The organism is Sphingobium fluminis, assembly GCF_037723805.1.
In the GTDB taxonomy this organism is placed as follows: Bacteria; Pseudomonadota; Alphaproteobacteria; order Sphingomonadales; family Sphingomonadaceae; genus Sphingobium.
Window position 1 is genome coordinate 658,180 of the sequence record NZ_JBBJUK010000001.1, and the last position, 25,926, is coordinate 684,105.

The window sequence follows — 25,926 nt, forward strand, 5'->3', positions numbered from 1 at the left end:
GCTACCGGATGGCGGCGGCGTACAGCGCGATCGCCGCCGCATTGGAGACGTTCAGGCTCTCCATGCGAGGACTGATGGGCAGTTTAGCCAATATATCGCAATGCGCCATGCTGTTGTGACGCAGGCCCTCGCCCTCCGCGCCGAGCACGAGCGCAACCCGTGATTCGCCGATCGCCGTGGCCAGATCGGTATTGGCTTCCCCGTCGAGGCCGATGCGCCAATAGCCGGCCTCCGCAATCTCGTCGAGCGCGCGGGCCAGGTTGACCACACGGACCCAGGGCATGATCTCCAGGGCGCCCGAGGCGGCTCGCGCCAGCACGCCCGATTCGGGTGGCGCATGCCGATCCTGCGTGACGATGCACAGCGCGTCGAAGGCGGCCGCCGATCGCAGGATCGCACCGACATTATGCGGGTCCGTCACCTGGTCCAGCACCAGCACCGGCCGCTTGTCGTCCTGTCCATCCTCCAGCACATCGCCGAGCCACACATCGTCGAGCGGCTCGACCTCCGCCACGATCCCCTGATGCGGCGCGTCGGACGGCACCATCTTGCCCAGGTCGGCGACGTCGGCATAGACGATCGGCAGGATCGGGGGCAGTTCGAGCGCACCGATGGCTTCGCGCGTTCCCCAGATCTTGCGGACGACTCGCTGTTCGTTGGCGAGGGCTGCGGTGACGGCGTGACGCCCGTAAAAACGGGGGAATGCGCCCTTGAGCTTGCTGGTGCGATGGCCTCTTTTCATGAAGCCGCTCATTTCACGGGAAGCATTGACAGGCAAGCCTCCTTTCGCCATTGAGCGCCCCTCCGGCGCGGTAAAGGGCTTGCCTCTACTGCGTGTGGCGCTGGACAGGTGGCCGAGTGGTTAAAGGCAGCAGACTGTAAATCTGCCGGGCTACGCCCTACGTTGGTTCGAACCCAACCCTGTCCACCACCCTTCCGAAAATCAGACTTTTATCGCGCTCGTCAAATGATGGCCATGTCGCGCATAATGTCGTGTCGCTATCAGCGAAGTGGCCAGCCGTAACTACTATTTGCTTGAATTTTGAGGGCACATAGCAAAGCTATGAAGCTTGACGGCACCGCGCGTTCGATGCGCGGTATATGGAGGCATCAAGATGGCCAACGGTATTGTGACCACTGATCTAGGCGGTGTCGAAAAGGGTACGGATCTTTTACTGCAGGCGGATGGCAAGCTCTTGGCCGCTGGTACGTCCGACGGCAGTTTTGCTATCGCCCGCTATAACGCCAATGGTACGATTGATTCGAACTTCGGCGTGAATGGCAAGGTAATAGCGGCGGTCGGCGCGTCGCAGGTGCTGAGCGGTCTTGCCCTTCAATCCGATGGTAAAATCGTGGCCGGCGGCACGGTCGACGGTAATTTTGGCCTCATCCGGTTCAATCCAGACGGGTCGCTCGATACCAGTTTCGACAGCGACGGCCGGGCGATGACTGATCTGGGCGGATCAGATCAGCTCAACGATATAACAATTCAGGCCGACGGTAAAATCCTTGCCGTCGGCACTAACGGGATTCAGACGGCCATCGTTCGGTATAATGTGGATGGATCGCTTGACAGCAGCTTCGGTGACAATGGGGTTTCGATCAAACTGATCGAAGTCAATAAGGTGAGTACGGCGCAGAGAGTGATCCAGGCCAATGACGGCTCTATTTATGTTGCCGGTATCACTGGACCTGGACCAACTTTTTTTAATCCGAATGCGCTCTACGTTTCAAGTATTGCTCAGGATGGAGCGTTCGATACCGATTTTAGCAGCGACGGGATTTTAATTGTAGACCCTAATGCAAGTGGTGCGGTTCAGGAAATTCGTGCCGATGCCGCGAATAATCTGTTGCTGTCGGTGGTACAAGGGTCTGGGTTCGGTGCTTCGTACTCACTTTATTCTTTGGACGGCGCAGGTATAATCACGGATTCGACGACCTACGCGCAGGTTAATGGGGCGGGCATTACGCTACCGGGCGGCATTGCTTTCTTTCCTGACGGCAAGCTGGCGGCGACCACCCCTAATTCCGTTTACAAGTTCGATTCGGATCTGAATGTAGACACCCAGTTCAACGGCTATGGTTTTTATCCCCTCACCTTTTTATCGATCAGTGCAACCGATATCGTCTATCAGAAAGACGGTCAGGTGGTTGTGCTTGGCTCGGGCTACAATAATAACGACTTCACCCTGGTGCGGTTGAACGCCAATGGTTCTTTGGACGCCCATTTCGGCATAGCGCCGTATCAGCATAATCTCATCACGGGCACGGAAGGCCCCGACATGCTGACAGGCACGGTCGCGGGCGACGAGATTCATGGTCTTGGCGGCAACGACGGTTTGGGCGGCGGCGACGGAGATGATCTGCTGTTCGGTGGTGACGGCGATGACACGCTAAACGGGCATCTCGGCAACGATATCCTGGACGGCGGTGCCGGAAGCGACACCGCCTATTATGCCAATAGTCTCTACCCGGTAACCGTGGACCTGGGCCTCGGGCTCGTGGAGAGCGGGGGTGCTGGTCTGGATACGCTGATATCGATTGAAAACGTCGTCGGCGGGCAGGCGAACGACAGGCTCAGGGGCGATGCACAAGCGAACATATTGTCAGGCGGCAAAGGAAGTGATGTGCTGTTTGGCGGCGGCGGTGATGACATTTTGATTGGTGGCGTGGACAATGATTTTCTGAACGGTGGCGCTGGCGCCGACATTCTTGATGGCACTGGCGGGACATTTACGTTCGCGGACTATACCGAGGCTACCGGAAACGTCGCCGCTTATCTGACCTGGATGGATGGCAACGCCGGCGAGGCCGCCGGAGATCGATATATTAATATTAAAGCCTTGGGCGGCTCCAATTTCGACGACATTTTGTCGGGCGACGAACAGACCAACAATATCCAGGGCGGCAACGGCAATGACTGGCTGTTGGGGCAGGGCGGGAATGACAATATGGTCGGCGGATCGGGAAACGATGTACTGATTGGCGGCGCGGGAGCCGACTATCTGGTAGGTAGCGCTGGCATCGATGTCGCTTACTATCGCGATGCCGGGGCGTCGCTGTTCACGGTGGCGCAGTTTGGCCAGAAGCAGAATCTGGTCGACGGCCGCACCTATGGGATCGCGCTTGACCTTAACGACATCGCCAACAGTTTCGGAGACGCTGCCAATGATACTATTCTCGAAATCGAAAATATATGGGGCTCTGCCCATAATGATGTCATTCGGGCTGGCAATGTAGGAGGGCAGGTTTACGGATTTGAAGGTGACGATTTTCTTGATGGACGTGGTGGCAACGACAGCATTTATGGCGGTGCTGGCCTCGACGTGATGACTGGCGGATCAGGGGTGGACGATTTTTTCTACCTGTCTTTCTACGACCATGTGAACGCATTCGGAGGTTCCGAGCCTAATGAGGGCGGCGACACGATCACCGATTTTCTCACTGGCGTCGATCATATCACCGTCAGTCGGTACTGGTTTGGATTTGGCAATATTGCTGGCCCGGCTGCTGCTCTCACCACGGACAATGCAGATTTCGTGACGAACGGTACGCCAGCTTCGGCGCGACCCACTTTCTTGTGGAACACCGCGACGCGCGAACTCGCGTTCGACGGTGATGGCGACGCCGCCGGCTACGCGCCCGTTCTGCTGGCTACTTTGTCGGGAACCAGCAGCCTGGCGCTTGCTGATATCTGGACCGCCTGAGTCGAATAACTGCTTGAAAGCGGCGAAGGTTTTCAGGGCATGGTCGTTAAAGACTCAGATCTTTGGCGGACGGCCAGCACTGGCCAGTCGTATCGACATCATGGAGATGGTGGCGCTAGGGCGATCGGACCTCGGCACTGGCGCGTTGCCGGCTTCTGGTGGAGGAAGGCTGAATGCCAGGGTCAGTCGCGCCGTGACCGGCAGCGCCTTAACCTGTGCCGTGAGCGTTATGCGGCCGCCAACCTTGGCTGGTCCGACCTGTGTCAGGACGGCATCCATTCCATTGACGCGAACATGTAGCGGCGATGCGTCATGTGGCATTATCGGCACGTCGGAGCGACACGCGATTATCAAAGACAGTGCGCCGGCTATCGGGCGCGCCAGTGGCAGGATCATGTCGGCGCGGGATTTTACGGCCCAGGCCTTATATCCTTCGTCATAATAAAATCCCTCGCCCAGATATTGCACACCATCGCCGTTTGGGCCGAACCGGACAGTCTTGCCCGATGCAACCGGATGGGGCGGCTCGAGGCCGTAAATCGGTCGCAGAAAGCCGGAGCGCTCGATCAATGCTCCGGCTTGGGCTTCAGTCATCGCAGATTGCCACTTACCGCTTTTGCCGTCGCCCAGATGGCGCGGATGCCAATGGGTATTGGGGTCGAACTGCGTCAAAGGCGGACGATCATCGAAAACCCCCTGATCGTGCAACGCCGCGATCTCCGCCTTCACGGCGCCCGGCGCGAGCGCCGCTGCGATAGGCGCGATCGCCGCTTTGGGCAGCATGACGCCAATATGTTCTGCAATGTCCGCCAGCGTCGACCGCCGCCGCGTAAAGCCGTCTTCATATCGCAGGACGAGGATATCGTCGGGCACGACACCCTCGATCAGCAAGGGCAGGCCGTGGCTTGCCCGAAGAACGAAGTCGCTTGCCTGGTCGAAAGACAGGAAAAAGCGCTGCATGAGGGAGGAGACCGCATCGCGGGGGTCGCGCACGCTCAGAATGACGGGGACCGCCTCTGTCGCGGCGAATCGCCGCAGGAATGCGCCAGGTGCGTGGGTTTTGATGACGGCCCGGCTGGACTGCCATAAATCGCTGCCATTCGCGTCATCCAGCGAGTCCATGTAAATTGGCGTCACGGGCATGCCGGGGGCGGCATGACGGAGAATCTCCTGCACGGCGTTGAAGATCCAGGTCGATCCGCTGCTGAATATGCCGGCGCAAATGACCGCACGTGGGCCGGTGCGAAGTGCGGGCTTCTGATTCGCCATGCTGGTGGGAACATCCTCGGTGGTGCCAGGCATGCCGACAGACTGAACTAATTTCAGCAGTATGGCCAGCACCTCCCGGCTGACTGCATGGCTGCCGCGCGGGCGTCATGCCGGACAAGTTGCGTTCATCTGGTCGCTGCTACGGTCGTCATGATGCCATTCGATCGTCGCGCCGTTCTGGCCGGAGCCATCGGCGCTCTTGCCCTTCCTTCTCCCCGCCGCGCTTTTGCCGCTGACGAGGTCGCGCGCGTCGATGCGTTGATCGCGCGCATGACGCTGGAGGAAAAGGCGGGGCAGATGACCTGTCTTGCCGACAGCTTCCGCCCATTTAATCCACCCAACCCGCAGGCGGGCATTCAGGACGAAAAGCGGCTGGCCGAAGAAATCCGCAAAGGTCGCGTCGGATGCCTGTTCAACGGCATCGGCGTGGCCGGCGCGCGTAGGACACAGGAGATGGCGGTCAAGGACAGCCGGCTTGGCATCCCATTGCTGTTCGCCGGCGATGTGATCCATGGCCTCAAAACGATTTTCCCGGTGCCGCTGGCGGAAGCGGCCAGCTTCGATCCTGCAATGGCCCAGCGCACGGCGCGAGCGATGGCGCTGGAGGCGACGGCCGCCGGCCTGCACCTGACCTTTGCGCCGATGGTCGACATCGCGCGCGACCAGCGCTGGGGCCGGGTGGTCGAAGGGGCGGGGGAGGATGTGGTGCTGACCAGCCTGTTCGCCGCCGCCCGCGTGCGCGGTTTTCAGGGACGGGACCTGCGCCGCGACGATTCGCTGCTCGCCTGCCCCAAACATTTCGCCGCCTATGGCGCGGTGTCGGCCGGCCTCGAATATGGCAGCGTCGACATCAGCGACGAGACGTTGCGTGAGACCCACTTGCCGCCGTTCGGCGCGGCCTTCGCCGCTGGCGCGCTCACCACCATGGCGGCGTTCAGCGAGATCAACGGCGTGCCTGCCACCGCCGATCGCGAATTGCTGACCGACCTTCTGCGTGGCGAGATGCATTTTCGTGGCTTCGTCTTTTCAGACTATACTGCCGACGAGGAACTGGTTGCACACGGCTTTGCCAAGGATGATCGCGATGCGGCACGCCTCGCCATTCTCGCTGGCGTCGACATGTCCATGCAGAGCGGCCTGTTCGTGCGCTACATCCCCGAACTGGTGAAAAGCGGCGCCTTGCCGGAGGCGACGATCGACGTCGCCGTCCGCCGCATCCTCTATGTGAAGACGGCGATCGGCCTGCTCGACAATCCTTTTCGATCGCTGGACGCACAGGCGGAAACGACCCGCATCGCGACGCCGGCGCATCGCGCGCTGGCCCGTGAATCGGCAACCCGCTCGATCGTGCTGCTCCAGAATAGCGGCGTCCTGCCGCTCGATCCGGGCAAGCGCCAAAAAATCGCACTGATCGGCCCATTCGGTGCCGACCGGGCCAATCTATACGGTCCCTGGGCCTTTTACGGCGACCCAGATCAGGGCGTCGATATCGCCACCGGGCTCCGGGCGGCGATGGCCGATCCGGCGCTGCTGACCGTGGTGCAAGGGTGCGGTGTGCGCGACCATATTGAGGACGGGATCGCCAGCGCCGTCGTCGCCGCGACGGCCGCCGACATCGTTCTGCTCGCGATCGGCGAATCGCAGGATATGTCGGGCGAGGCGCAGTCGCGCACCGTGATCGAACTCCCCCCGGCGCAACAGAAGCTCGCGGAAGCCATCGCAGCGATCGGCAAGCCGGTAGTCGTGCTGCTGCGTCACGGCCGTGCGCTGGCGCTGCACGACGCGGTCGCGAATGCACAGGCGGTGCTCGCGACATGGTTTCTGGGCAGCGAGACCGGCCACGCCATTGCCGACATCCTTTTCGGCAAAGCCGACCCATCGGCCAAGCTGCCGGTCAGCTTCCCATGGGAATCGGGGCAGGAGCCATTCTTCTACGATCGCAAGTCGACCGGCCGCCCGGTGACCGACGAGCATCAGACCGAATATAAGGCCCGCTTCGCCACCACCGACAACAGCGCGCGCTATCCCTTCGGCCACGGCCTGTCCTTCACCCGCTTTACCATGAGCGACCTCAAATTGTCCGACGCGGCGCTTCGATGGGACAGGGCGATCGAGGTGACGGCTAAACTCACCAACAGTGGCGACCGCGCAGGCAGCGAAGTGGTCCAGCTCTATATCCGCGACCGCGTGGCCAGCCGCACCCGGCCGATCCGGGAGCTCAAGCGGATCGAACGGGTTACGCTCAAGCCCGGCGAAAGCAGGACCGTGCGCTTCTCCCTTTCACGCGTGGACCTGGAATTTGTCGGCGCGGGCAATCAGCGTATCGCCGAGCCCGGCGAATTCGACCTGTGGCTGGGGCAATCCTCGGTCGGTGGCCTGCATGGCATGTTCACGCTCTATGTGCAGGAACAGGGGAAGGGCTGACGAGCCTTTCCTTGGCAGGACTTCCTGCTAAAGGCGCTGCATGCTCAATATCAATAATATCACCGTGCGCCTCGGCGGCCGCACTATCCTCGACCGCGCCAGCGCCACCTTGCCGCCGCGCAGCCGCGTCGGCCTGATCGGTCGTAACGGCGCGGGCAAGTCCACCTTGATGAAGGTGATGATCGGCCAGCTCGATCCCGACGATGGCGGCTGCGACATGCCGCGTGACACGCGCCTGGGCTATATCGCGCAGGAAGCGCCTTCAGGCACCGCAACGCCGTTCGAAACCGTGCTGGAGGCGGACAAGGAACGCGCCGCACTGACCGCAGAAGCCGAACATACGGACGACCCGGATCGCCTGGGCCATATTTACGAGCGGCTGACGGCGATAGACGCCTACACCGCGCCGGCTCGCGCCGCCCGGATCCTCGTCGGCCTCGGCTTCGACGAGGAAATGCAGGGCCGCCCGCTCGACAGCTATTCGGGCGGCTGGAAGATGCGGGTGGCGCTGGCCTCGCTGCTCTTTTCCAATCCCGACCTGCTGTTGCTCGACGAGCCCTCGAACCATCTCGATCTCGAAGCGACGATGTGGCTGGAAAATTTCCTCAAAGCCTATCGCGGCACGGTGGTCGTCATCAGCCATGAGCGCGACCTGCTCAACAATGTCGTCGACTATATCCTGCATCTGGAGGGCGGCAAGGTCACCCTCTATCCCGGCGGCTATGACGCGTTCGAGCGGCAGCGCGCCGAACGGCTCGCCCAGCTTGAATCCGCTCGCAATAAACAACAGGCGGAACGGGAAAAGCTCCAGGAATATGTCGCCCGCAATTCGGCCCGCGCCTCGACCGCCAAACAGGCTCAGTCTCGGCAGAAGGCGCTGGCCCGCATGCAGCCGATCGCCGCCGCGATCGAGGATCCGACGCTGCACTTCGGCTTTCCCAGCCCGCCGGAACTACGCCCGCCGCTCATCACCATGGATATGGCGGCGGTCGGCTATGGCGACGTGCCGATCCTGCGCCGCGTCAATCTGCGCATCGATCCCGACGATCGGGTCGCCCTGCTCGGTCGTAACGGCAATGGCAAGACGACGCTCGCCCGGCTGATCGCGGCGCAGCTCGCGCCGATGGAGGGTGAGATGCAAAGCTCGTCCAAGATGAATGTCGGCTATTTCACCCAATATCAGGTCGAGGAACTCGACGTCACCGACACCCCGCTCGAACATATGACCCGCGTCATGAAAGGCGCGACGCCGGGCGCGGTGCGGGCGCAGCTTGGCCGCTTCGGCTTTTCGGGCGAGCGGGCGGTCCAGAAGGTCGGCTCCATGTCGGGTGGCGAGCGCGCGCGGCTGGCGCTGGCGCTCATCACCCGTGACGCGCCGCACCTCCTCATCCTCGACGAGCCGACCAACCATCTCGACGTCGACAGCCGCGAGGCGCTGGTGCAGGCGCTCAACGATTATTCGGGTGCGGTGGTGATCGTCAGCCATGACCGCCACATGATCGAATTGGTCGCCGACCGGCTGGTGCTGGTCGATGGCGGGACGGCGCAGCCGTTCGACGGCAGCCTGGAGGATTATACCGACATCGTCCTGCGCAAGACCGACGGGCAGGCCGGTGGCGGCGACGCGCCCAAGGCCGACCGCAAGGCCGACAAGCGCAGTGCGACGGAATGGCGCGAAAAGCAGAAGGCTCTCAAAAACGCTGTATCGCGCGCTGAAAAGGAAATGACGGCGCTGACCACAGAGCGCGGCCGCATCGACGCGGCGCTGCTCGATCCCAAATCCGCGACCGGCGCGGAAGCCAAAATGAAGACGTCGGAACTGATGGTGAAACGTGCCGCGGTCGAGAAAAGGCTCGACGCAGCGGAGCAAGTTTGGATGGAGGCCGGGGCCGCGCTGGAAGCTGGCTGACCGGCCGCAACGTCAGCTAATCTCGACGCCCTTCCAGAAGGCGATCCGTCCTCTTATCTCGTCTGCGGCGGACTTCGGTTCGGGATAATACCAGGCGGCGTCCTTGTTTTCGGCCCCATCGACCGACAGAGAATAATAATGAGCGGTTCCTTTCCACGGGCAGACGCTCGTCGTGGCACTCGGACGTAACACGGACTGGTCGACCGACTCCGCCGGGAAATAATGATTGCCCTCGACGATCACCGTATGGTCGCTCTGGGCGATGATCGCACCATTCCATCGTGCCTGCGTCATAACGCTCTTCCTTGTGCCGTACTGATAGTAAGATGGTGCGCAGGCGATGGTCGACAAGCGGTTATTCCGTCTTGGCCGAAAAGACGAATGTCACCGCGACCTTAGCGTCCAGCCCTGCGCTGCTGTCCCCGTTGCCGACGCCGAATGCCCCGCGCGCGACGGTCGCCGATCCGCTGACCTTGCGCGTCTTGCCTACGCCCGACAGCGTGAAGCGGATCGTTTGCGGTTTGGACAGGCCCTTCAAGTTCAAAGTTCCGGCCGCACGGTAAGCGTTCGTCCCGGCCTTTTCCGCGCCCTTGGCGGTGAAGGTCGCGGTAGGGTGCGTCGCCACGGCGAAAAACTCGTCGCCCGTGATCATCCCGTCCTTATAGGCGTCGCCGACGCTCGCGCTGGCAAGGTCGATCATGACTTTTATGTCCGCGCTCTGCGGATGCGCGGGGTCCATCACGATCTTCGCGCTCCATTTGCCGAAGGACCCACTGATCGCCTCGCCCCCATTGCCGAGTGAAAAGCCGATTCGGCCCCCCGGTTGCACGGCCCAGGCGGGCGGCGGGCCGATCGGTTCGTCCTTGACGGCGACCGCCGCATTGTCCGCCGGGTCAGCTGCATTGACAGCCGTGTTTTCCGTCGTGCCGGGGGCCAGCGTTTCCTCCGCCTCATTCATTATCGCCGTTGCGGGCGCTTGTGTTTTAGCTGGCGCGGGCAAAATCGCTTTGCCGATAACCAGTCCGACGACGATCAGCGCTGGCAGTGCAAACAAGAGCACCGGATTGCGCGCAGGCATCATCCGCCAGATCAGTCCGTCGCGCATCAGCAGATGATGGCGCAGCGCTCCCGCGACGTGCAGCAGGAACAGCGCGATTCCCACCCACGCCAAAAGGCCGTGCGCGCTCTCCGCCGCGCCGTGGCTTGCTATCGGCAGCGGCAGATGCGGCAGCGGAATGGCCCCGAAGATGAGGGTCGGCACCTTGACCCTGGCGGTGGACACCAGCGCCCAGCCGGTAAGCGGCGCACCGATCATGAAAATATAGAGGCCGAAATGGACGGCGCTCGCCAGCATGCCCTGCCATCCGCCTTCCAGCCTGGCAGGTCGCGGCTTCCAATATCGGATCGCGACCCGCAGGAGGGTCAGCGCCAGCACCGAAATCCCTACCGACTTGTGCAACTGGAACAGCGAGAAGCCGCGCGCGCCCAAATCCTCCAATGCCCAGCCCACGCTGATCTGAAACGCAAGAAGCGCGGCGATCAGCCAGTGGAGGGCGATGGCGGCAAGGCTGTAGCGTTGTGGCATTAGCAGTCCCCGAATTTGGTGCGCGGATGCTATGGCGCGGTACGCGTGAAGTCCATGGCGTGGTTCGGAATGTTGGCCGCGACATTGCACCCGGCGACCATGTCTCTGCCTCGCCACTGTGCCAAAAAGGTCGCATACTCGCCAATTTTGCCCTTGCGATTGCATCGGCGACCGCGAAGAGTAAGACATTGAGACATTGGGCAATCGGAGACAGGACATGGCCAAACCCGAAGCCTGGCGGCTAGACCCGGACGCTTACAGTTTCACCACGAGCATGGACACGCGGTTCCAGGATATCGACACCATGGGCCACATCAACAATGTGGCGATTTCGGGCATCTTCGAAACGGCCCGGATCCGGTTCCATCATCATCTGGGACGTCATCCTCAGGAGCAGGGCGTTCGCTGGCTGGTGGCCGGGCTTGCCCTGAACTTCGTCGAGGAATCCCATTTTCCCTACCCGTTCGAGGTGCGCTGCGCGATCGGCCATATCGGGCGGACAAGCTGGACCGTCAGTTCCGCCGCCTTTCAAAAGGGCGTTTGCGTCGCGACCTGCGACACCACCGTCGTCACCCACGGCGCGGAAGGGCGACGCCCGATCGACCCCAGTCTGCGCGAGGCGATGGAAAGCAATTTCCTGCGACAGCCCGCCGAAGGCTCGCTCGCCTAGGCACCGTCGGGGCGTATTAAAACCCCGATCGGCGTCGCGGTCCGTTTTTGGCGGCGGCGGATATTCCATTAACATGAATTGCCTGCATCTCTGGCACCAACCGCGCATTAAGCCGTTGGTGATCGAAGGAGATTGTCATGTCGCAAGACCCAGCCCCGACTTCGCCCGCCGGATCTATCGAAGGCGAACGGAGACCCCAGCCCGCAGAAGGTGCGCCGCGGGCCGCCACTTCCTCAGAGAAGATCAAAGGCGAAGACTCGAAATATAATCCATTGGCGCCGCCCCTCACCCTGGATGCCGGGAGTTGATCCGATGAGCGATGACAAGAGCCGGACTGCGCCGGCGGACGCCAAACGCATTTCGCTCAAGGAGGATTATGAGGTTCAATATTGGACCAATCGTTTCAGCGTGTCCCGAATGCAGCTGGAACAGGCAGTGGAGGCGGTCGGCCATAGTGTCGGAGCGGTAGCGGACTATCTGGGCCGCCAGCACTAGGCCGACATGACCGCTCTAACCGCAATATCGGACTGGACAGACAATATTTAAAGCAGGTTAGCCCGATGGCGTAATCGCGGGAACGCGAGCGGCCGTGCCGCTTTTTAAGCCTGTCCATCAAAAGGGGCATCAAAGATGCGCTACGGTTCCGCTGCCAAGACTTTCCGCCTGTTGCTCGGTGCGTCGATCGTTGTCGCAGGCCTGGCGATCCTCATGGCGTCACTTTATTCCCGATTTTCCGGCGCGCCCATGTCGCCAGCCGTGATTGTGCTCCTCGTTTTCGCCGCTGGCGTGATGGTCACGACGGCCGGCGCGCGCCCATCGGGTCGCATCGGGCTGGCGGACCGCATCAGGTAGATCGCCGATACCGGCTTTGGCCCACTCGTCGAGCACGATCCATATTACGACCTATGGAGAGACGCGCTTGACCGCGCCCTAGCCTCTGCCACAAAGGCCCGATGGCTTTCGACGCGCATTTTTCACTGGCTGCAGATCGGCTGGCGCTGGCGGCGCGCTGGGGTGCGCTGGAAGCGCGTGCGGATGGGTCCTTCTTCCTTGGCTGGACCTGGACCGGCGCCTGGCTCGACAGCTATCCGGTCGCGCCCGAACTACTCGCCGTGGTCGATAGCGACGGACAGGATGTCGCGCTCGCGCTGGTCGGCCATGCGATGACGCGCCGTCTGCTCGGCCGCACCGCCACGCTCAGTCTCAATCAGTCGGGCGATCCCACCGCCGATCGCCCGTTCGTTGAATATAATGGCCTGCTGATCGCAAGGGGCCGCGAAGAGGAGGCAGCACAGGCCACGCTGGCGGCGATCGCGAATCGGCGCGACTGGCGCGTTTTTCGGCTGAACGGTGTCGTGTCTTCCTCACCCCTGCTCGCCCTGCAGGCGCACCGAAGTTACCGGGTGGATCGGTCGCCGGTCTATCAGGTCGACCTTGGCCAGGTCCGTGCGGGCGGAGGCGATTATCTTGCCCTGCTCAGCGCCAACAGCCGCAGCCAGATCCGACGGTCCATGAAAGACCATGGGGGCGCGTCGCCATCCATCACGCGCGCCGTGACCCCGGCCGAGGTGGCGGCGGGGATCGAAGAGATGCGCGCGCTCAACGCCGGCAGGCATGCGGATAATGCGTGGGACGACGTCGCCTTCCGTGGCTTTGTCACTGCCTTGTGTCTGCGCGGACTCGACAATGGGGAGGTGGAACTGCTGCGCTTTGCCGACGCGGGGGGTCTTGTCGGTCTGCTCGTGAATTTCGTCTATCGCGGGCAGGCGCTGAATTATCAGTCCGCCTTCGCTGCCCCGGTCTCGCCCAAGGACAAGCCCGGGTTGCTTTGCCACGCCGCCGCCGTAAGCCATTACGCTGGCAGGGACCTTGCGCTCTATTCGTTGCTTGCAGGCAAGGATCGTTACAAGCAGAGCCTCGCCACTGGCGAGGAATCGCTGGAATGGTGGGTGATCGAGCGGTTCGAGCTCCGGCTGGAGGCCGAGGCGCTGCTTCGCCGCCTGTTCAGGCGCCCAGCTTCCGCATAACGCGATAGGCGAAACGGCGCAGCCATTGTTTCTCAGGGATCGCGCTGACCCGGCCGATCGGCAGGCCCCGGCCCCTCAGGAGCGCGTTGAAACTGTGCAACTCGCCCTCGGCCACGCTGCGTTCCGATCGCCATGTCACTGACAGGCTGATCGACACCGCGGGGCCGTTTTCGACGAAATGCGGTGCCTTGACCGGCACATGAACAGCATCGCCCGGCACCAGCGCAACCGCTTCGCCCTGCGCGCGGAAATCCTCGCGCCAGACGAGGTTGCGATGGCCACCATTGTGGAAGGATTCGCTTTGCTGTGGCGGCACCAGAATGTCGTCGCGCGCCGGGAAGACCGTCATCGTCTTGCGACCCATGATCTGGAGCAGGATATTATGTTCGGGGTCCATGTGGAACGGCGTGATGCTGCCGGGTGACGACAGGAAGATGAAGGCTTCCCGGTTCAGCATCGCCCCGGTGCCGGCGCGAACGATCGGCTCCAGTTCGGCGAGCGCCGCGTCGAGCAGCGCCCGATAGGCGGGGTCCTGCTCCACATTTTTCAATACCGCCCAGCTGCCGTTGGTTTCGATCGTCAGGATCGTATCGCGCAGGCTGAGCCCGTTCGATGGCGTATCTTCGGCCCGCACCCCTAAGGGCAGCTTGCCCAGATTATACTCCACGCTCGACGCGGGCAGCCGCTCGGCAAGCGCGGCAAGGCTGGCGACGGTCAGCAGGGGGTGGCCCACCAGATCGTGGGTCAGTCTGGTCGATCGGTCGGGATAGGCAGTCGCAAAAGCGGTCCGCGCTTCGCTCGGGAACACGGGGCCGGGCGTGACGGCTATAGGGCTGTGCACGGTCATTCCTGTCCTTTCATCCGGGCGGCGGCCCGTTCGACGCCATTGGCGAGCGCGCAGGCGGCGGTGCGGCGCAACCGGGCGATCCCACCGCCATGCAGGGCAATGCGATATTGGACGATCGTGCGGCGCTCGGCCCACAGGCTGTCGATCATCGGATGGTCGGGCGCGGCGCAACTGTCCATCCACTCAATGCCGGGATCCTCCTGCACCGCCTGGAGATTGGCGATCTCGATCAGCACGCCCGGCGAAAAGCGGCCATATTGCTCGTCAAAGGCGATCTTGAAGGAAAAAGCGCCCACGCCATGACGGAAATTGACGAGCATTGCGATCGCGTGGCCATCAAGGTCGATGCGCAGGAAATGAAGCCGTCCGGCATCGAGCGCGGCGGCGCAGGCGGAGCGGAAAAAGGCGGCGTCCGCTGGTTTGCAGTCGAGCGCAGTGCCTTCCTGTCCCTTCCATCCCGACGCTTCCAGGCGCAGAAACTCCGCGCACCATTGCGGCAGGTCGACGGGGTTTTCCAGTCGCCGGCTTTCAACCGTTCCAAGCTCCGCCAGCCGGTTTTGCAACCGGCGAATTTCCTTGCGCTTCTTGGCCCGGACATGGGTTTCCCAATAGGCGTCGCTCGGCAGGTCGGATCGCAGCATCGCCCGGTCATAACGGTGGATTTCGCGGCGCATTCGGCGTTGTTCGACACAGAGCGCTTCCAGCGCCGCGGCATTGGCCCCGGCGGCGTCCAGCCCCTGAAGATGCAGGAAGCCGGGCGCCCAGCTTGCGCTGTCGAGTTGCGCCAAAATACCGCGCCAGGCGGCTATTTCATGGCCGTTGCGGATCAGCGGCGCACCGAAAAAAATATGGTCGTGGACCCAGTTGGTGACGCAGGCGATGGGCAGCCTGCCGTGACGCGGGGCGATCGTGACCGGCAGCAGTCCGATCGTGCGTTCGTCCGCCTGTACCTCGATGAGGCGCACCGCCCCATGCGGTGCCAGATGATCGATGGCCGCACCAAGCATGTCGGGCGCGTAAAAGGCGTTGGGTTCGGCGGCATCCAGCGCCAGGTCGGCCCAGCGCGCGCGTTGGGCGGTGGCGGGCGGCGCCGGGCGCGCGGCGAAGGCCGACGGGTGGGATGCCATGTCCATCGCCTCGCCTTAGCCCCGAAAGATTAGGGAATGCCTAAACGACCGCACCTGTGGGGGGAGGAGCGAGCGCAGAAGGGGATAACCCCTTTACTTTGCCCGCCGGATTGGCTGTGAGTCGCACGGTCAGGTTCGCGCATCGCGGGCCGCAACTCAGGGGATGTTCCGCATGGCGATCACGAAACGTCCGGCCATGATTGCCCACGGAGCGCCCGCATGACGATCCTTGTTACCGGTGCGGCGGGGTTCATCGGCATGCATGTTGCCGACCATCTGCTGGCGCAAGGCCGCGCGGTGATCGGCATCGACAATATGAACGATTATTACACCGTTTCGCTCAAGCAGGACCGGGTGGCCGCGCTCCAGCAGCGGCATGGGAAGCTGTTCACCTTCCTGGAGCTGGATTTTGCGGACATGGACGCGGTGCGCGCCGCGCTCGCCGCCCACGCCGTGGAGGCGATCGTCCATCTGGGTGCCCAGGCGGGGGTGCGCTATTCGCTGGTCAACCCGCATGCCTATGTCCGGTCCAATCTGGCGGGCCATGTCAATATGCTGGAACTGGCGCGCGAACGGCGCGTGCGTCATCTGGTCTATGCGTCGTCCTCATCGGTTTATGGCGGCAATGACGAGCTGCCGTTTCGTGTGGAGGACAGGGCCGATCATCCGGTGTCGCTCTATGCCGCGACGAAGCGCGCCGACGAATTGATGAGCGAGACCTACGCGCATCTGTTCCGCATTCCGATGACGGGCCTGCGCTTTTTCACCGTCTATGGTCCCTGGGGCCGGCCAGACATGGCAATGTGGATATTTACCGGCAAAATTCTGTCGGGGGAGCCCATCCCGGTTTTCAACCACGGGCGGATGCAGCGCGATTTCACCTATATCGACGATATTGTGCGGGGCGTCATCGGCTGCCTCGATCATGCTCCGGCGGATGATGGCGCGATAAAGGCCGGGGGCAGCCGCGCGCCCCACCGGCTCTACAATATCGGCAATAACAGGCCTGAAGAGCTGATGCATCTCATCGAGGTTCTCGAAAATGCCTGTGGGCGCAAAGCGCATATAGACTTTCAGCCGATGCAGCCTGGCGACGTCACGGCGACATTTGCCGACATCAGCGCCATCGCCCGGGACGTCGGCTTTTCGGCGGGAACATCCATCGAAACGGGCGTCCCCCGATTCGTATCCTGGTATCGCGATTATCATGCCCGATAAGCCAAATAGAAGAACTGCACGAAGCCGGAATCAAAGCGGCTGATCCTCGAAACAGGACGGTTCGCCGTTGAAAATTGTGGCTTAACGGTGGAAAACCGTTGCGATGCGAGTGTTCGCAGTTGCGAAAGAGATTGCCATAAGTCTCTGAAACGGCGTAGACGGTCCACAGCATTCCCAAAGACGAATGCGCAGGTCGCGGAACAAGGGAAGGAACGGCAGGCCGAATGCGGCAATCCGTTCCCGTGTCCTTCGGCTGGCGTAAGCCAGTGATGGCGCGGAAAAAAGGGCAAATGCGTGTCGACAGCAACGAAGATCGTGCCTCTAGGGTCCGGGGGGCGCATTGTGGAAACGGCGTGCCGCAGCCTGTCCATCGCGGCGAGCGGACTCAACGCGCTCGAAGCGCAGTTCGCCGACAGTGAATTTGCCGCTACATTCGTTCGCCTCATCGGCGTCCTCATGAAAATTCGCGGCCGCGTCATCGTGACGGGCATCGGGAAGAGCGGGATCGTCGCCCGCAAGATGACGGCGACCCTCACCTCTACCGGAACGCCTGCCATTTTCCTGCATCCCGCCGATGCGGGTCATGGGGATCTGGGCATGATAACGCCCGATGACGTCGTGCTGATGCTGTCCCATTCGGGCGAATCGACCGAACTGGGTCCGATTATCCATTATTGCAAACGCTTCGCGATCCCCTTGCTTGCGATGACGGCACAGTCGCGCAGCACCGTGGCGGCGGCGGCGGATATTTGCATTCGCCTGCCCGCCGTGCGCGAGGCATGCCTCAATTCGCTCGCGCCAACGACATCGACCACCGTGCAGATGGCCTTTGGCGATGCGGTGGCCATTTCGCTGATGGAAATGCGCGGCTTTTCGGCCGACGATTTTCACAAATTCCATCCCAATGGCCGACTGGGCGCACAACTCATCAAGGTGCGCGAACTGATGGCCAATGGGGACGCCGTGCCGATGGTGCGCGGCGATGCCTCGCTGCTCGACGCGACCATCGAGATGACCCGCGCCCGGCTTGGCGGCACAGCGGTCGTCGATCATGAGACCAGGCTTATCGGTGCCTTCACCGATGGCGACCTTCGCCGCACCGTCACCGGCAAGCGGAACCTCAATGAGCCGATCGAGCAGTTCATGACCGTGACGCCGCTCGCCATAGAGCCGGACGATCTTGCATCCGAAGCGCTGCGGCTGATGCATGAGCGTAATATCACGCTGCTGTTCGTGTGCGAGCGCGACAAGGTGGTGGGCGCCGTCCATATGCATGATCTGCTCCACGCCGGGGTCGCCTGACCACTCTGGTCGTCATCCCCGCGCGGGCGGGATCATCCCGCTTGCCGCGCAAGCCGCTGGCCATGATCGCGGGTCGTAGCTTGTTGCACCGGACGATCGCCATGGCACGGGCGGCGACACGGAGCCTGTCCGATATCGACCTGGTCGTGGCAACCGATGACGATGAGATCGCCGATCATGCCCGGGCGGCCGGGTGCGAGGCGGTAATGACCGACCATGGTATCGCCACCGGATCGGGCCGCGCGCTGGCCGCCGCTCGCGGCTGCGCGCAGCCTCCCCGGTTCGTCGTCAACCTGCAGGGCGACTCGCCCTTCCAGCCGGAAGGCGCGCTGGGCGCGGTCGTCGCAGCGCTGGATGCTGGCGCTCATGTCGCGACCCCGGTGATCGCGCTCGACTGGCCGGCGCTCGACGCCCTGCGCGATCATAAGCGGCGCTCGCCCTTCAGCGGGACGACCTGCGCCTGCGCCGCCGACGGTCGCGCGCTGTGGTTTTCCAAGGCGATCATCCCCGCCATTCGCGGCGAAAGCGCCCTGCGGACAAGCCAGCCTCTTTCGCCGGTGCTGCGCCATGTGGGCCTTTATGGCTATCGCCTGGACGCGCTGGAGCGGTTCGAGGCGGAGCCGCCGTCAGCGATGGAACAGCTTGAAGGGCTGGAGCAGCTGCGCCTGCTTGAACTGGGCATTTCCATTATGACGGTGCGCGTCGATCCACCCTCGTTCGACAGCTCCGGCATCGATACCCAGGCCGATATCACGCGCGTCGAGAGACTGATCGCAGCTCATGGCGATCCGACGCCGCCACTGCCATGACCCGTCGGGTTTTCGTCATCCGCCATGGCAATACGTTCGAAAGCAGCGCCAGCGCCCGCCGGATCGGCGCGGGCACCGACATTCCGCTGGTAGCGAGCGGCCGAGTCCAGGCCGATCGGCTCGGCAAGTGGTTTGCGGCGGAAGGATTGACCGTTCGCCGCTTGCTCTCCAGCCCGCTGCTGCGCGCGCGCGAAACAGCCGACCGGATCGGCGCGGCGATTGGCCACTCGATAGATGGCGCGATGTCCTGGCTGAACGAGATCGATCACGGCCCTGATGAAGGCCGTTCCGAAGCCGAGACACTCGCCCGGCTCGGTCCGCAGGCGCTGATTGCGTGGGACGAGAAGGGCATCGCGCCCTCGGGCTGGCGCGTCGACGCGGAGTCGCGCATCGCCGCGTGGCGCGCCTATTTCGCCGAGCCGGGGGAGGGCAGCGACCTGCTCGTGACCAGCAATGGCGCGGCGCGATTCGCGCTGCTGGCGCTGGGCTTGCCGCTTGTGTCGCTCAAACTGCGCACAGGCGCGTTCGGCGAGTTGTCCGTAGAAGGCGGCGGTACGGTTCGCCTGATCCGCTGGGACGAGCGCCCGCTGTCCTAATTATTACGCTGGGGAACGGAGAAGGTGCCCGACACGCGGCCACCGCCGCCGCCCGCAACGCCGCTCCCGCCACCCGACGAACGGCCGTCCACCGTGGATCGGCCGGAGTTCAGATCCATGATCAGCCGCCCGCCGGTCAAATGGTTCGCACCTTGATCGAGCGCGACATTGCCGAGCATGGTGATGATCCGGCTGTTGAGATCATAAATGCCGACATTGCCGCGCGCCCGCTGATCGGCCTTGGTCACGACGACATTGCCGGACGCGTCGATCCGGTCCACCTCGACATTGTTGGCCCCGGCACCCGCCCCGCGTTGCTGTCGGTAGGCGACCGTCATGCGCGCCGCCGTCAGCGTCATACCCGCCTGGTTCACGACGACATTGCCGGACACGACCACGCGATCGGCGCGATCCTGCACCTCGATCCGGTCGGCGGTGAAGTTCACAGGGGCGTTGCTGTCGTGATTTTTGACCCCTTGGGCCTGCGCGGCGGCCATCGCCGCTGCAACAGCGGCGACAATGAGCGAGGCAGGGGCGATCAGGCGATACGGGCTTTTCATCGTTTCTGCCCTTTGAGGCCATTTTGTTCGATGCGCAAGCTGGCCCGGCCATTCAGCGTAACGGTGCGCGCGTTCATGTCGGCTTCCAGATGATCGCCGCTGAACGTGCCGATCGGCATGCGTCCATCCACCCGGCCGGCGCTGCGCATCCGTCGCGATTGCAGGTCGATGCCCACGTCGCGCGTTGTCAGCCGATAGCCGCCCGCCGATTCGAACTGCACCGGCCCCACGATCGCCATGCGCTGCGTTTCCATGGCGTAGCGCCCCTTTTGCGCATTGAGCACCGCGGGCCCGTCGCTCAGCAAAATGCGGGCGGTCATATCGTTGAGATCCACAAATGGCTCGCGCGAGCTTTTCTGCACGGCCGAACGGGCGCGCAGGGAAAAGGGCTGCCCCTTGCTGTCCTGGCCGCGATACAGCGCTTCCGACACGCGCATGCGTTCCCTGGCGACCTCGACCTTGTTCTTGTCTAGGACGAAGCTGACCTTGTCGCCGCCGGTGAAGGGCGCGGTCGCGAGCAAGGCCGTCAGCGCGCCGACAGCCATGGGCAGATAATTTTTGAGCGCCCGGACCAGCCGGTCATGCCTGCCGCCCGGCCGCGCCCAGTGGCGTCGCGCATGGCGTTGCTGATCGGCCTGAATGGACATGAACGACGCTTCCCGTCCCTTACATATGCGCGAAGATATCGATCTCGGGCCAGCCCGCCAGATCCAGTTCGGCGCGATGCGGCAGGAAATCGAAACAGGCCTGCGCCAATTCCATGCGGCCTTCGCGCACCAGCCGCCGGTTCAGCTCTTCCCGCAGGGCATGGAGATAGCGCACGTCGGACGCGGCATATTCCTTCTGCGCATCCGACAGCACAGGTCCGCCCCAGTCGGAGCTTTGCTGTTGTTTGCTCAGTTCCTGCCCCAGCAGTTCGCGCACCAGTTCCTTAAGGCCATGGCGATCGGTATAGGTGCGGATAAGGCGGGACGCGATCTTGGTGCAATAGGCGGGCGCGGCGACCACGCCCAGATAATGGCGGATGGCGGCGATGTCGAACCGGCCGAAATGATAGAGTTTAAGGCGTTCGGGATCGGCCAGCACAGCTTTGAGATGGGGCGCGGCATAATCGCTTTTCGGCCCGAATCGCACCAGATGCTCATGACCCTGACCGTCGCTGATCTGGACGACGCACAGGCGGTCGCGCGGCGTGATAAGGCCCATTGTTTCGGTGTCGATGGCGATGGGGCCGGCGGCGAGGACGCCTTCGGGCAGGTCTTCTTCGTGGAAATATACGGTCATGCCGTCCCTCTATGGGCAAAACCGCCAATACTCAATGCGCGCTTTCGCCGATGTTCCAGGGCGGGGTGACGAATATGGCGACAATCGGGCTAAAATCGTTCGCGCTGCCCGGAAAACTTGATATAGTGATTCCCAAACCGCACAGTTGCGGTGGATTGTGCATGTCATTCGCCCGACATGTTTGTCCGGTTTTGTCTTGGGCGAAGCGAAAGTGACTAACAGGGCATGAGTTTTGATAGAGGGCGCCGCGGCGGTCGCGGCAAGGACAAGCGCGACGGTTTCGGCGAGGATAATTTCTACGGTGGTGGCAACGCGGGCGGCGGTGATCGTTTCGGCGGTGGCGGCGGCTTTGGCGGTGATCGTGGTGGTTTCGGCGGTGGCGGTGATCGTTTCGGCGGCGGCGGCGGCGGTGATCGCTTCGGCGGTGGGGGCGGCTTTGGCGGCGGCGCTGGCGGGGGCGGTGGTTTCCGCGGCGGCGGTGGCGGTGGTTTCGGCGGCGGCGGCGGCGGTGGTCGCGGCATGCCTGCCCAGGTCGTTGGCGAAGGCACGGGTGTCGTCAAATTCTTCAATGGCCAGAAGGGCTTCGGCTTCATCGTTCGCGATGACGGTGCCGAGGACGTGTTCGTGCACATCAGCGCGGTCGAGCAAGCCGGTCTGACCGGCCTCGCCGAAGGACAGCAGCTTGGCTTCACGCTTGTGGATCGCGGCGGCAAGGTGTCGGCGACGGACCTCAAGATCGAAGGCGAACCGCTACCCGTCACCGATCGCGGTCCGCCGCGTGAAGCGCGCGAGCCTCGTGCTGGTGGTTTCGGCGCCGCCCCTGGTGGCGATCGCGGCCCGCAGCGCCAGCTTACCGGCGAACGCTCCAGTGGTACGGTCAAATTCTTCAACGCGATGAAGGGCTTCGGCTTCATTCAGCGCGATGACGGGCAGCCCGACGCCTTTGTGCACATCAGCGCCGTCGAACGCGCCGGCATGAGCGCGCTCAACGAAGGCGACCGCCTCGATTTCGAGCTGGAAGTCGATCGTCGCGGTAAATATGCCGCCGTCAATCTGCAAACCAAGGCAGACTGACGGGCGCGGCCTTGGTCGGAGGCCGAATGAATAGGAAAAGGGTCGCCTTGCCCGGCGACCCTTTTTTTGTGCGCTGCATATTCCGCTCGCGCGACGCCCGCTCAACACGGGGTGACAGAGGTTGATCGGCCCCCGATGTTCAAATCACGGAGCATGGCTCCTTTGGGCCGATATCGTTCTCCGGCATGCGCCGGGGAAACATCCCGCCGCAAGTCGCATTCAATGCACTTCAATATTACCTCAGTCACAATGAGGAAGCGGCTTGCCCCTTCAAAACAGCCGGGTCAGCCCATAAAAGCTTGCGCCGATCAGCGCAGCCGCGGGCAACGTCACGACCCAGGCGACGATGATGCTCGACGCCACGTTCCACCGCACGGCTGACAGCCGCCGCGATGCGCCCACGCCGACGATCGCGCCGGTGATCGTATGGGTCGTCGATACGGGCACGCCCAGATGGGTGAAAAGGAACAATGTGATCGCGCCGCCCGCTTCCGCGCAGAAGCCCTGCGCGGGCGTCAGCCTCGTGATCTTCGACCCCATCGTATGGACGATCTTCCATCCGCCCAGCAAGGTGCCCAGGCCCATCGCCGCCTGACAGGAGATCACGACCCACAGCGGCACATGGAAGTCGCCGGTTAGAATGCCCTGCGAATAGAGCAGGACGGCGATGATCCCCATCGTCTTTTGCGCGTCATTGCCGCCATGCCCAAGCGAATAGAACGCGGCGGAAATCAACTGAAGCTTGCGGAACACCCGGTCCGCACCCTGCGGCGTGAACCGGCGAAATATCCAGCTGATGATCAGCACCAGCAATAGCGCGAGCAGCAGGCCGATGGCCGGCGACAGCACGATCGCCGCGCTGGTCTTGAACACGCCGGTCCACACGATCGCGGAAAAGCCGGCCTTCGCGGTGCCGGCGCCCAGCAGCCCGCCGATCAGCGCATGGCTGCTGCTGGAAGGAATGCCGAGCGCCCAGGTGATGAGGTTCCACGCGATCGCCCCCATCAGCGCACCGAAAATCACCTGCGGGTCGATGATATTGGCGTCGACGATCCCCTTGCCGACCGTTTCCGCGACATGCAGGCCAAAAAACAGAAACGCGATGAAGTTGAAGAAGGCGGCCCAGGCGACGGCATATTGCGGCTTGAGCACGCGGGTCGACACGATGGTCGCGATCGAATTGGCGGCGTCGTGCAGGCCGTTGAGGAAATCGAAGGCGAGCGCGACTCCGATCAGCGCGACGAGCAGCGGGAAAGCGAGATGAGCGTCCATGACCAGTCCTGACTCAGGCGTGGTCGATGACGAGGCCGGAAATCTCGTTGGCGACATCCTCGAACCGGTCGGTCACTTTTTCGAGATGCGAATAAATCTCGTTGCCCACCACGAAATCCAGCGTGTCGCCTTTGCGCGCCTGTTGATACAGCGCCTTGAGGCCCGCTTCGTGCAGCGAGTCGGCATGGCCTTCGAGCTTGACCAGCCGTTCGGTCAGTTCGTGCAGCCGCGCCGAATTTATATTGAGCGATCGCAGCAGCGGCATCGCTTCCGACGTGATGCGCGCGCATTCGACGATCAGCGCGCTCATATCCTGCATCTGCGGCGCGAAGGCCTTGACCTCGAACAGCGCGATCGCCTTGGCGGTCTGGTTCATCTGGTCGATGGCGTCGTCCATCACGCCGATCAGGCCGGTAATGGCGCTCCGGTCAAACGGCGTCACGAAAATACGGCGCACATCCTGCAGCACGTCGCGGATGATGTCGTCCGCCTCATGCTCGCGGTCCGAAATTTCCTGGATGTGGCGGTCCATATCCGGGCCGCCCTTGAGCAGGCGGGCGAGCGCGTCGGCGCCCGCGACCAGCATCGCCGCATGATCTTCGAACTGATCGAAGAAGCGCCCCTGTTTGGGCATCAACGCCTGAAACCAGCGCAGCATTCCAGTCCTTTCGGTTCGTTTATCCCGGATCCACAACAGCATGCGGAAAAACCATCCGGGATCGGTCGGGGGTTCGCGGAACGCCGCGATGATCGATTGCAGGTCGGGTTCGTCGACGACGCGCGCCGCCTCCGCCACCGGGAACCAGCGCAGTTCGCGCTGGCCCTGTTCGGGCCATTGCTTCAACTGGCCGGTGACCGCTAGCGGAAAAACCTCGACCGTCGCTTCGCGCGCCCCGCCGTTGCGCCGTCGCTTTTCATATCGATATCGGCCAAGCGGGGCGGGACAGGCAATGCCGTGGATGCCGGCTTCCTCATAGGCTTCGATCTCGGCGGCGCGATGGCCCGCCAGCCCCTTGATCCGGTTGCCCTTGGGAATCACCCAGCGCCGCGTATCGCGTGACGTGATGAGCAGGATGCGCATCGACCCGTCGGGATCGGTCGCATAGGGCAGGGCGGCGATCTGGCGCATTATCGAGGCTCGTCCGCCCCGCCGATCATTGGTCCCTTGCCCCGCATCCGCGCCTTGTAACGAAATTGTCACATATCGCAATTGGTGCAGGTTAGAGGAACAGATAGTCCGCCAGCGCCTGAACCCCGGCCTTGCCCGCCGCGCTCTCGTTCACTGCCTGTCGCACCTCGATCGCCGGGAGCGGTGCATCCAGAGCCAGACGACGAATGCCCGACATGCGCCCCAAATCCCGAGCCATCGGCCCAAAAGCGGCGAAACAGCCAAGCCCGTCCCGCAGCCCCGCGATGATGTCGAACATATTATCCGTTTCCAGCACGGCCCGACCCAATATTATGCGCCCGCCTGCCAGGGCGTCGTCGATCACATGGCGCAGGCCGTTGTGCCGATCCATCGCGAGCATGGACGTCGCCATGAGGTCGTCGCGCGAAACGGTGGCATACCGGACAAGTGGATGCTCTTCCCCGACATAGAGATTAAGTTGTTCGGACCAGCCATAACGTGATGGAAAGGCCGCCGGCGCGACAAGAGCATAAAAATAGGCGATGTCGACCCGGCCCCCGGAAAGAGCCGCCGCCGCGTCTTCCGCAAACTGAACATTGAGGTCGAGCGCGATGGCGATGTCCTCATTGGCCTCCTCGAACGCGGCGAGGGCATCCTGAAAATGACCGAAGACGGGGGCCGGCGCGGCCAGCGTGATCATTTGGCGGCCATGAGAAGGGGCTTTGGCCGCAGGTAGCGGATCGGGGATAGCAGATTCGATGGTCGCGGCATCGCGTGCGAACGACTCTGCATCGCCTTGTGATAGCAGCGCCATAACCTGCGCGGTCTTGCGGCCCGCCGGGGTCAGGCGCGCCGGTGCGACGGTCCGGTCGAACAGGCGATAGCCTAGGCGCATTTCCAGGGACGTGATGTCGCGTTCGACCTCTTCGGCCGATAATCCCAGCATCCGCGCGCAATCCATGATGCTTCCCGATGCCACCATCTGCGCGAAGATGTCGAACTGACGCAGGGAGGGGGAAGCCATGGCCATCAGATAGAGGAAATGCCGCGCCGGGTTAAGGGCGATATTGGCTGGCGCCGCCATAATGCGATATTGACGAGCGGGGCCGATTGATGG

At 62.9% G+C, this 25,926-nt stretch carries 24 protein-coding genes and 1 tRNA gene; 13 read left to right on the forward strand and 12 right to left on the reverse strand.

Features of this window, described 5'->3' with window-relative positions; all coding sequences use genetic code 11:
• Position 1: 1 nt before the first annotated feature.
• Positions 2–742, reverse strand: a complete 741-nt coding sequence (gene rlmB, locus WG907_RS03235) for a 23S rRNA (guanosine(2251)-2'-O)-methyltransferase RlmB (RefSeq protein ID WP_340231152.1) — start codon at positions 740–742, stop codon at positions 2–4.
• Positions 743–844: 102 nt separating this feature from the next.
• On the opposite strand from rlmB, the gene WG907_RS03240 reads away from it, so the two are divergent.
• Both WG907_RS03240 and WG907_RS03245 read left to right on the forward strand, forming a co-directional pair.
• A tRNA-Tyr gene (locus WG907_RS03240) sits at positions 845–931 on the forward strand.
• 184 nt (positions 932–1,115) lie between these two features.
• Positions 1,116–3,707, forward strand: coding sequence for a delta-60 repeat-containing protein (locus WG907_RS03245; RefSeq protein ID WP_340231153.1), 2,592 nt, complete (start codon positions 1,116–1,118; stop codon positions 3,705–3,707).
• Between the two features lie 54 nt (positions 3,708–3,761).
• Here WG907_RS03245 and WG907_RS03250 read toward each other — a convergent pair whose 3' ends face one another.
• Positions 3,762–4,976, reverse strand: a complete 1,215-nt coding sequence (locus WG907_RS03250) for a hypothetical protein (protein ID WP_340231154.1) — start codon at positions 4,974–4,976, stop codon at positions 3,762–3,764.
• 153 nt (positions 4,977–5,129) lie between these two features.
• On the opposite strand from WG907_RS03250, the gene WG907_RS03255 reads away from it, so the two are divergent.
• Positions 5,130–7,400: a glycoside hydrolase family 3 N-terminal domain-containing protein gene (locus WG907_RS03255; RefSeq protein ID WP_340231155.1), complete on the forward strand. Its 2,271-nt coding sequence runs from the start codon at positions 5,130–5,132 to the stop codon at positions 7,398–7,400.
• A 40-nt stretch (positions 7,401–7,440) separates the two neighbouring features.
• Entirely contained in the window at positions 7,441–9,309 is a 1,869-nt protein-coding gene (locus WG907_RS03260; RefSeq protein ID WP_340231156.1) for an ABC-F family ATP-binding cassette domain-containing protein, read from the forward strand.
• Positions 9,310–9,321: 12 nt separating this feature from the next.
• Here the strand turns inward: WG907_RS03260 and WG907_RS03265 are convergent, their stop codons facing one another.
• Complete coding sequence (locus WG907_RS03265) at positions 9,322–9,603, reverse strand: DUF427 domain-containing protein (RefSeq protein ID WP_340231158.1); 282 nt, start codon at positions 9,601–9,603, stop codon at positions 9,322–9,324.
• A 61-nt stretch (positions 9,604–9,664) separates the two neighbouring features.
• The gene (locus WG907_RS03270) at positions 9,665–10,894 is read right to left on the reverse strand and encodes a YceI family protein (RefSeq protein ID WP_340231160.1); all 1,230 of its coding nucleotides are present in this window, start codon (positions 10,892–10,894) and stop codon (positions 9,665–9,667) included.
• 217 nt (positions 10,895–11,111) lie between these two features.
• Between WG907_RS03270 and WG907_RS03275 the strand changes: the two genes are divergently transcribed.
• The 4 genes from WG907_RS03275 to WG907_RS03290 all read left to right on the forward strand — a co-directional run bounded on the left by WG907_RS03275 (position 11,112) and on the right by WG907_RS03290 (position 13,591).
• A complete protein-coding gene (locus WG907_RS03275) occupies positions 11,112–11,564 on the forward strand; it encodes an acyl-CoA thioesterase (protein WP_340231162.1) in 453 nt (150 codons plus the stop codon).
• A 312-nt stretch (positions 11,565–11,876) separates the two neighbouring features.
• A complete protein-coding gene (locus WG907_RS03280; protein ID WP_340231163.1) occupies positions 11,877–12,059 on the forward strand; it encodes a DUF3606 domain-containing protein in 183 nt (60 codons plus the stop codon).
• A 135-nt stretch (positions 12,060–12,194) separates the two neighbouring features.
• Entirely contained in the window at positions 12,195–12,416 is a 222-nt protein-coding gene (locus tag WG907_RS03285) for a hypothetical protein (protein WP_340231164.1), read from the forward strand.
• 101 nt (positions 12,417–12,517) lie between these two features.
• A complete protein-coding gene (locus WG907_RS03290) occupies positions 12,518–13,591 on the forward strand; it encodes a GNAT family N-acetyltransferase (RefSeq protein WP_340231165.1) in 1,074 nt (357 codons plus the stop codon).
• Here the strand turns inward: WG907_RS03290 and WG907_RS03295 are convergent.
• Positions 13,569–14,438, reverse strand: a complete 870-nt coding sequence (locus tag WG907_RS03295; RefSeq protein ID WP_340231166.1) for a cupin-like domain-containing protein — start codon at positions 14,436–14,438, stop codon at positions 13,569–13,571. The two genes, WG907_RS03290 and WG907_RS03295, sit on opposite strands and share 23 nt — an antisense overlap.
• Positions 14,435–15,571, reverse strand: coding sequence for a GNAT family N-acetyltransferase (locus tag WG907_RS03300; RefSeq protein ID WP_340231167.1), 1,137 nt, complete (start codon positions 15,569–15,571; stop codon positions 14,435–14,437). Before WG907_RS03300 ends, WG907_RS03295 begins: the two co-directional genes overlap by 4 nt.
• 213 nt (positions 15,572–15,784) lie before the next feature.
• On the opposite strand from WG907_RS03300, the gene WG907_RS03305 reads away from it, so the two are divergent.
• From WG907_RS03305 to WG907_RS03320, 4 genes are all read left to right on the forward strand, one after another.
• A complete protein-coding gene (locus tag WG907_RS03305; RefSeq protein ID WP_340231169.1) occupies positions 15,785–16,783 on the forward strand; it encodes an NAD-dependent epimerase/dehydratase family protein in 999 nt (332 codons plus the stop codon).
• A 294-nt stretch (positions 16,784–17,077) separates the two neighbouring features.
• Positions 17,078–18,085 carry a KpsF/GutQ family sugar-phosphate isomerase gene (locus WG907_RS03310; RefSeq protein WP_340231170.1) on the forward strand — a complete coding sequence of 336 codons (1,008 nt, stop codon included), beginning with the start codon at positions 17,078–17,080 and terminating at the stop codon, positions 18,083–18,085.
• Between the two features lie 5 nt (positions 18,086–18,090).
• Positions 18,091–18,894: a 3-deoxy-manno-octulosonate cytidylyltransferase gene (locus WG907_RS03315; RefSeq protein ID WP_340231816.1), complete on the forward strand. Its 804-nt coding sequence runs from the start codon at positions 18,091–18,093 to the stop codon at positions 18,892–18,894.
• A complete protein-coding gene (locus WG907_RS03320; protein ID WP_340231171.1) occupies positions 18,891–19,490 on the forward strand; it encodes a histidine phosphatase family protein in 600 nt (199 codons plus the stop codon). Before WG907_RS03315 ends, WG907_RS03320 begins: the two co-directional genes overlap by 4 nt.
• On the opposite strand, the gene WG907_RS03325 is transcribed toward WG907_RS03320, so the two are convergent.
• Genes WG907_RS03325 through WG907_RS03335 form a run of 3 tightly spaced genes read right to left on the reverse strand, consistent with a single transcriptional unit; the run spans position 19,487 to position 21,334 of the window.
• Positions 19,487–19,987: an LptA/OstA family protein gene (locus WG907_RS03325; RefSeq protein ID WP_340231817.1), complete on the reverse strand. Its 501-nt coding sequence runs from the start codon at positions 19,985–19,987 to the stop codon at positions 19,487–19,489. The two genes, WG907_RS03320 and WG907_RS03325, sit on opposite strands and share 4 nt — an antisense overlap.
• A gap of 59 nt (positions 19,988–20,046) precedes the next feature.
• A complete protein-coding gene (locus WG907_RS03330) occupies positions 20,047–20,697 on the reverse strand; it encodes an LPS export ABC transporter periplasmic protein LptC (protein ID WP_340231173.1) in 651 nt (216 codons plus the stop codon).
• Positions 20,698–20,716: 19 nt separating this feature from the next.
• Positions 20,717–21,334, reverse strand: coding sequence for a ribonuclease D (locus WG907_RS03335; protein ID WP_340231174.1), 618 nt, complete (start codon positions 21,332–21,334; stop codon positions 20,717–20,719).
• Between the two features lie 225 nt (positions 21,335–21,559).
• Here WG907_RS03335 and WG907_RS03340 point away from each other — a divergent pair, with 225 nt between their 5' ends.
• Positions 21,560–22,408, forward strand: a complete 849-nt coding sequence (locus WG907_RS03340; RefSeq protein ID WP_340231175.1) for a cold-shock protein — start codon at positions 21,560–21,562, stop codon at positions 22,406–22,408.
• Positions 22,409–22,678: 270 nt separating this feature from the next.
• On the opposite strand, the gene WG907_RS03345 is transcribed toward WG907_RS03340, so the two are convergent.
• The 3 genes from WG907_RS03345 to WG907_RS03355 all read right to left on the reverse strand — a co-directional run bounded on the left by WG907_RS03345 (position 22,679) and on the right by WG907_RS03355 (position 25,833).
• A complete protein-coding gene (locus WG907_RS03345) occupies positions 22,679–23,680 on the reverse strand; it encodes an inorganic phosphate transporter (protein WP_340231177.1) in 1,002 nt (333 codons plus the stop codon).
• A gap of 13 nt (positions 23,681–23,693) precedes the next feature.
• Positions 23,694–24,809 carry a DUF47 family protein gene (locus WG907_RS03350; protein ID WP_340231178.1) on the reverse strand — a complete coding sequence of 372 codons (1,116 nt, stop codon included), beginning with the start codon at positions 24,807–24,809 and terminating at the stop codon, positions 23,694–23,696.
• A 91-nt stretch (positions 24,810–24,900) separates the two neighbouring features.
• Positions 24,901–25,833, reverse strand: coding sequence for a LysR substrate-binding domain-containing protein (locus tag WG907_RS03355; protein WP_340231819.1), 933 nt, complete (start codon positions 25,831–25,833; stop codon positions 24,901–24,903).
• Positions 25,834–25,926 lie beyond the last annotated feature (93 nt).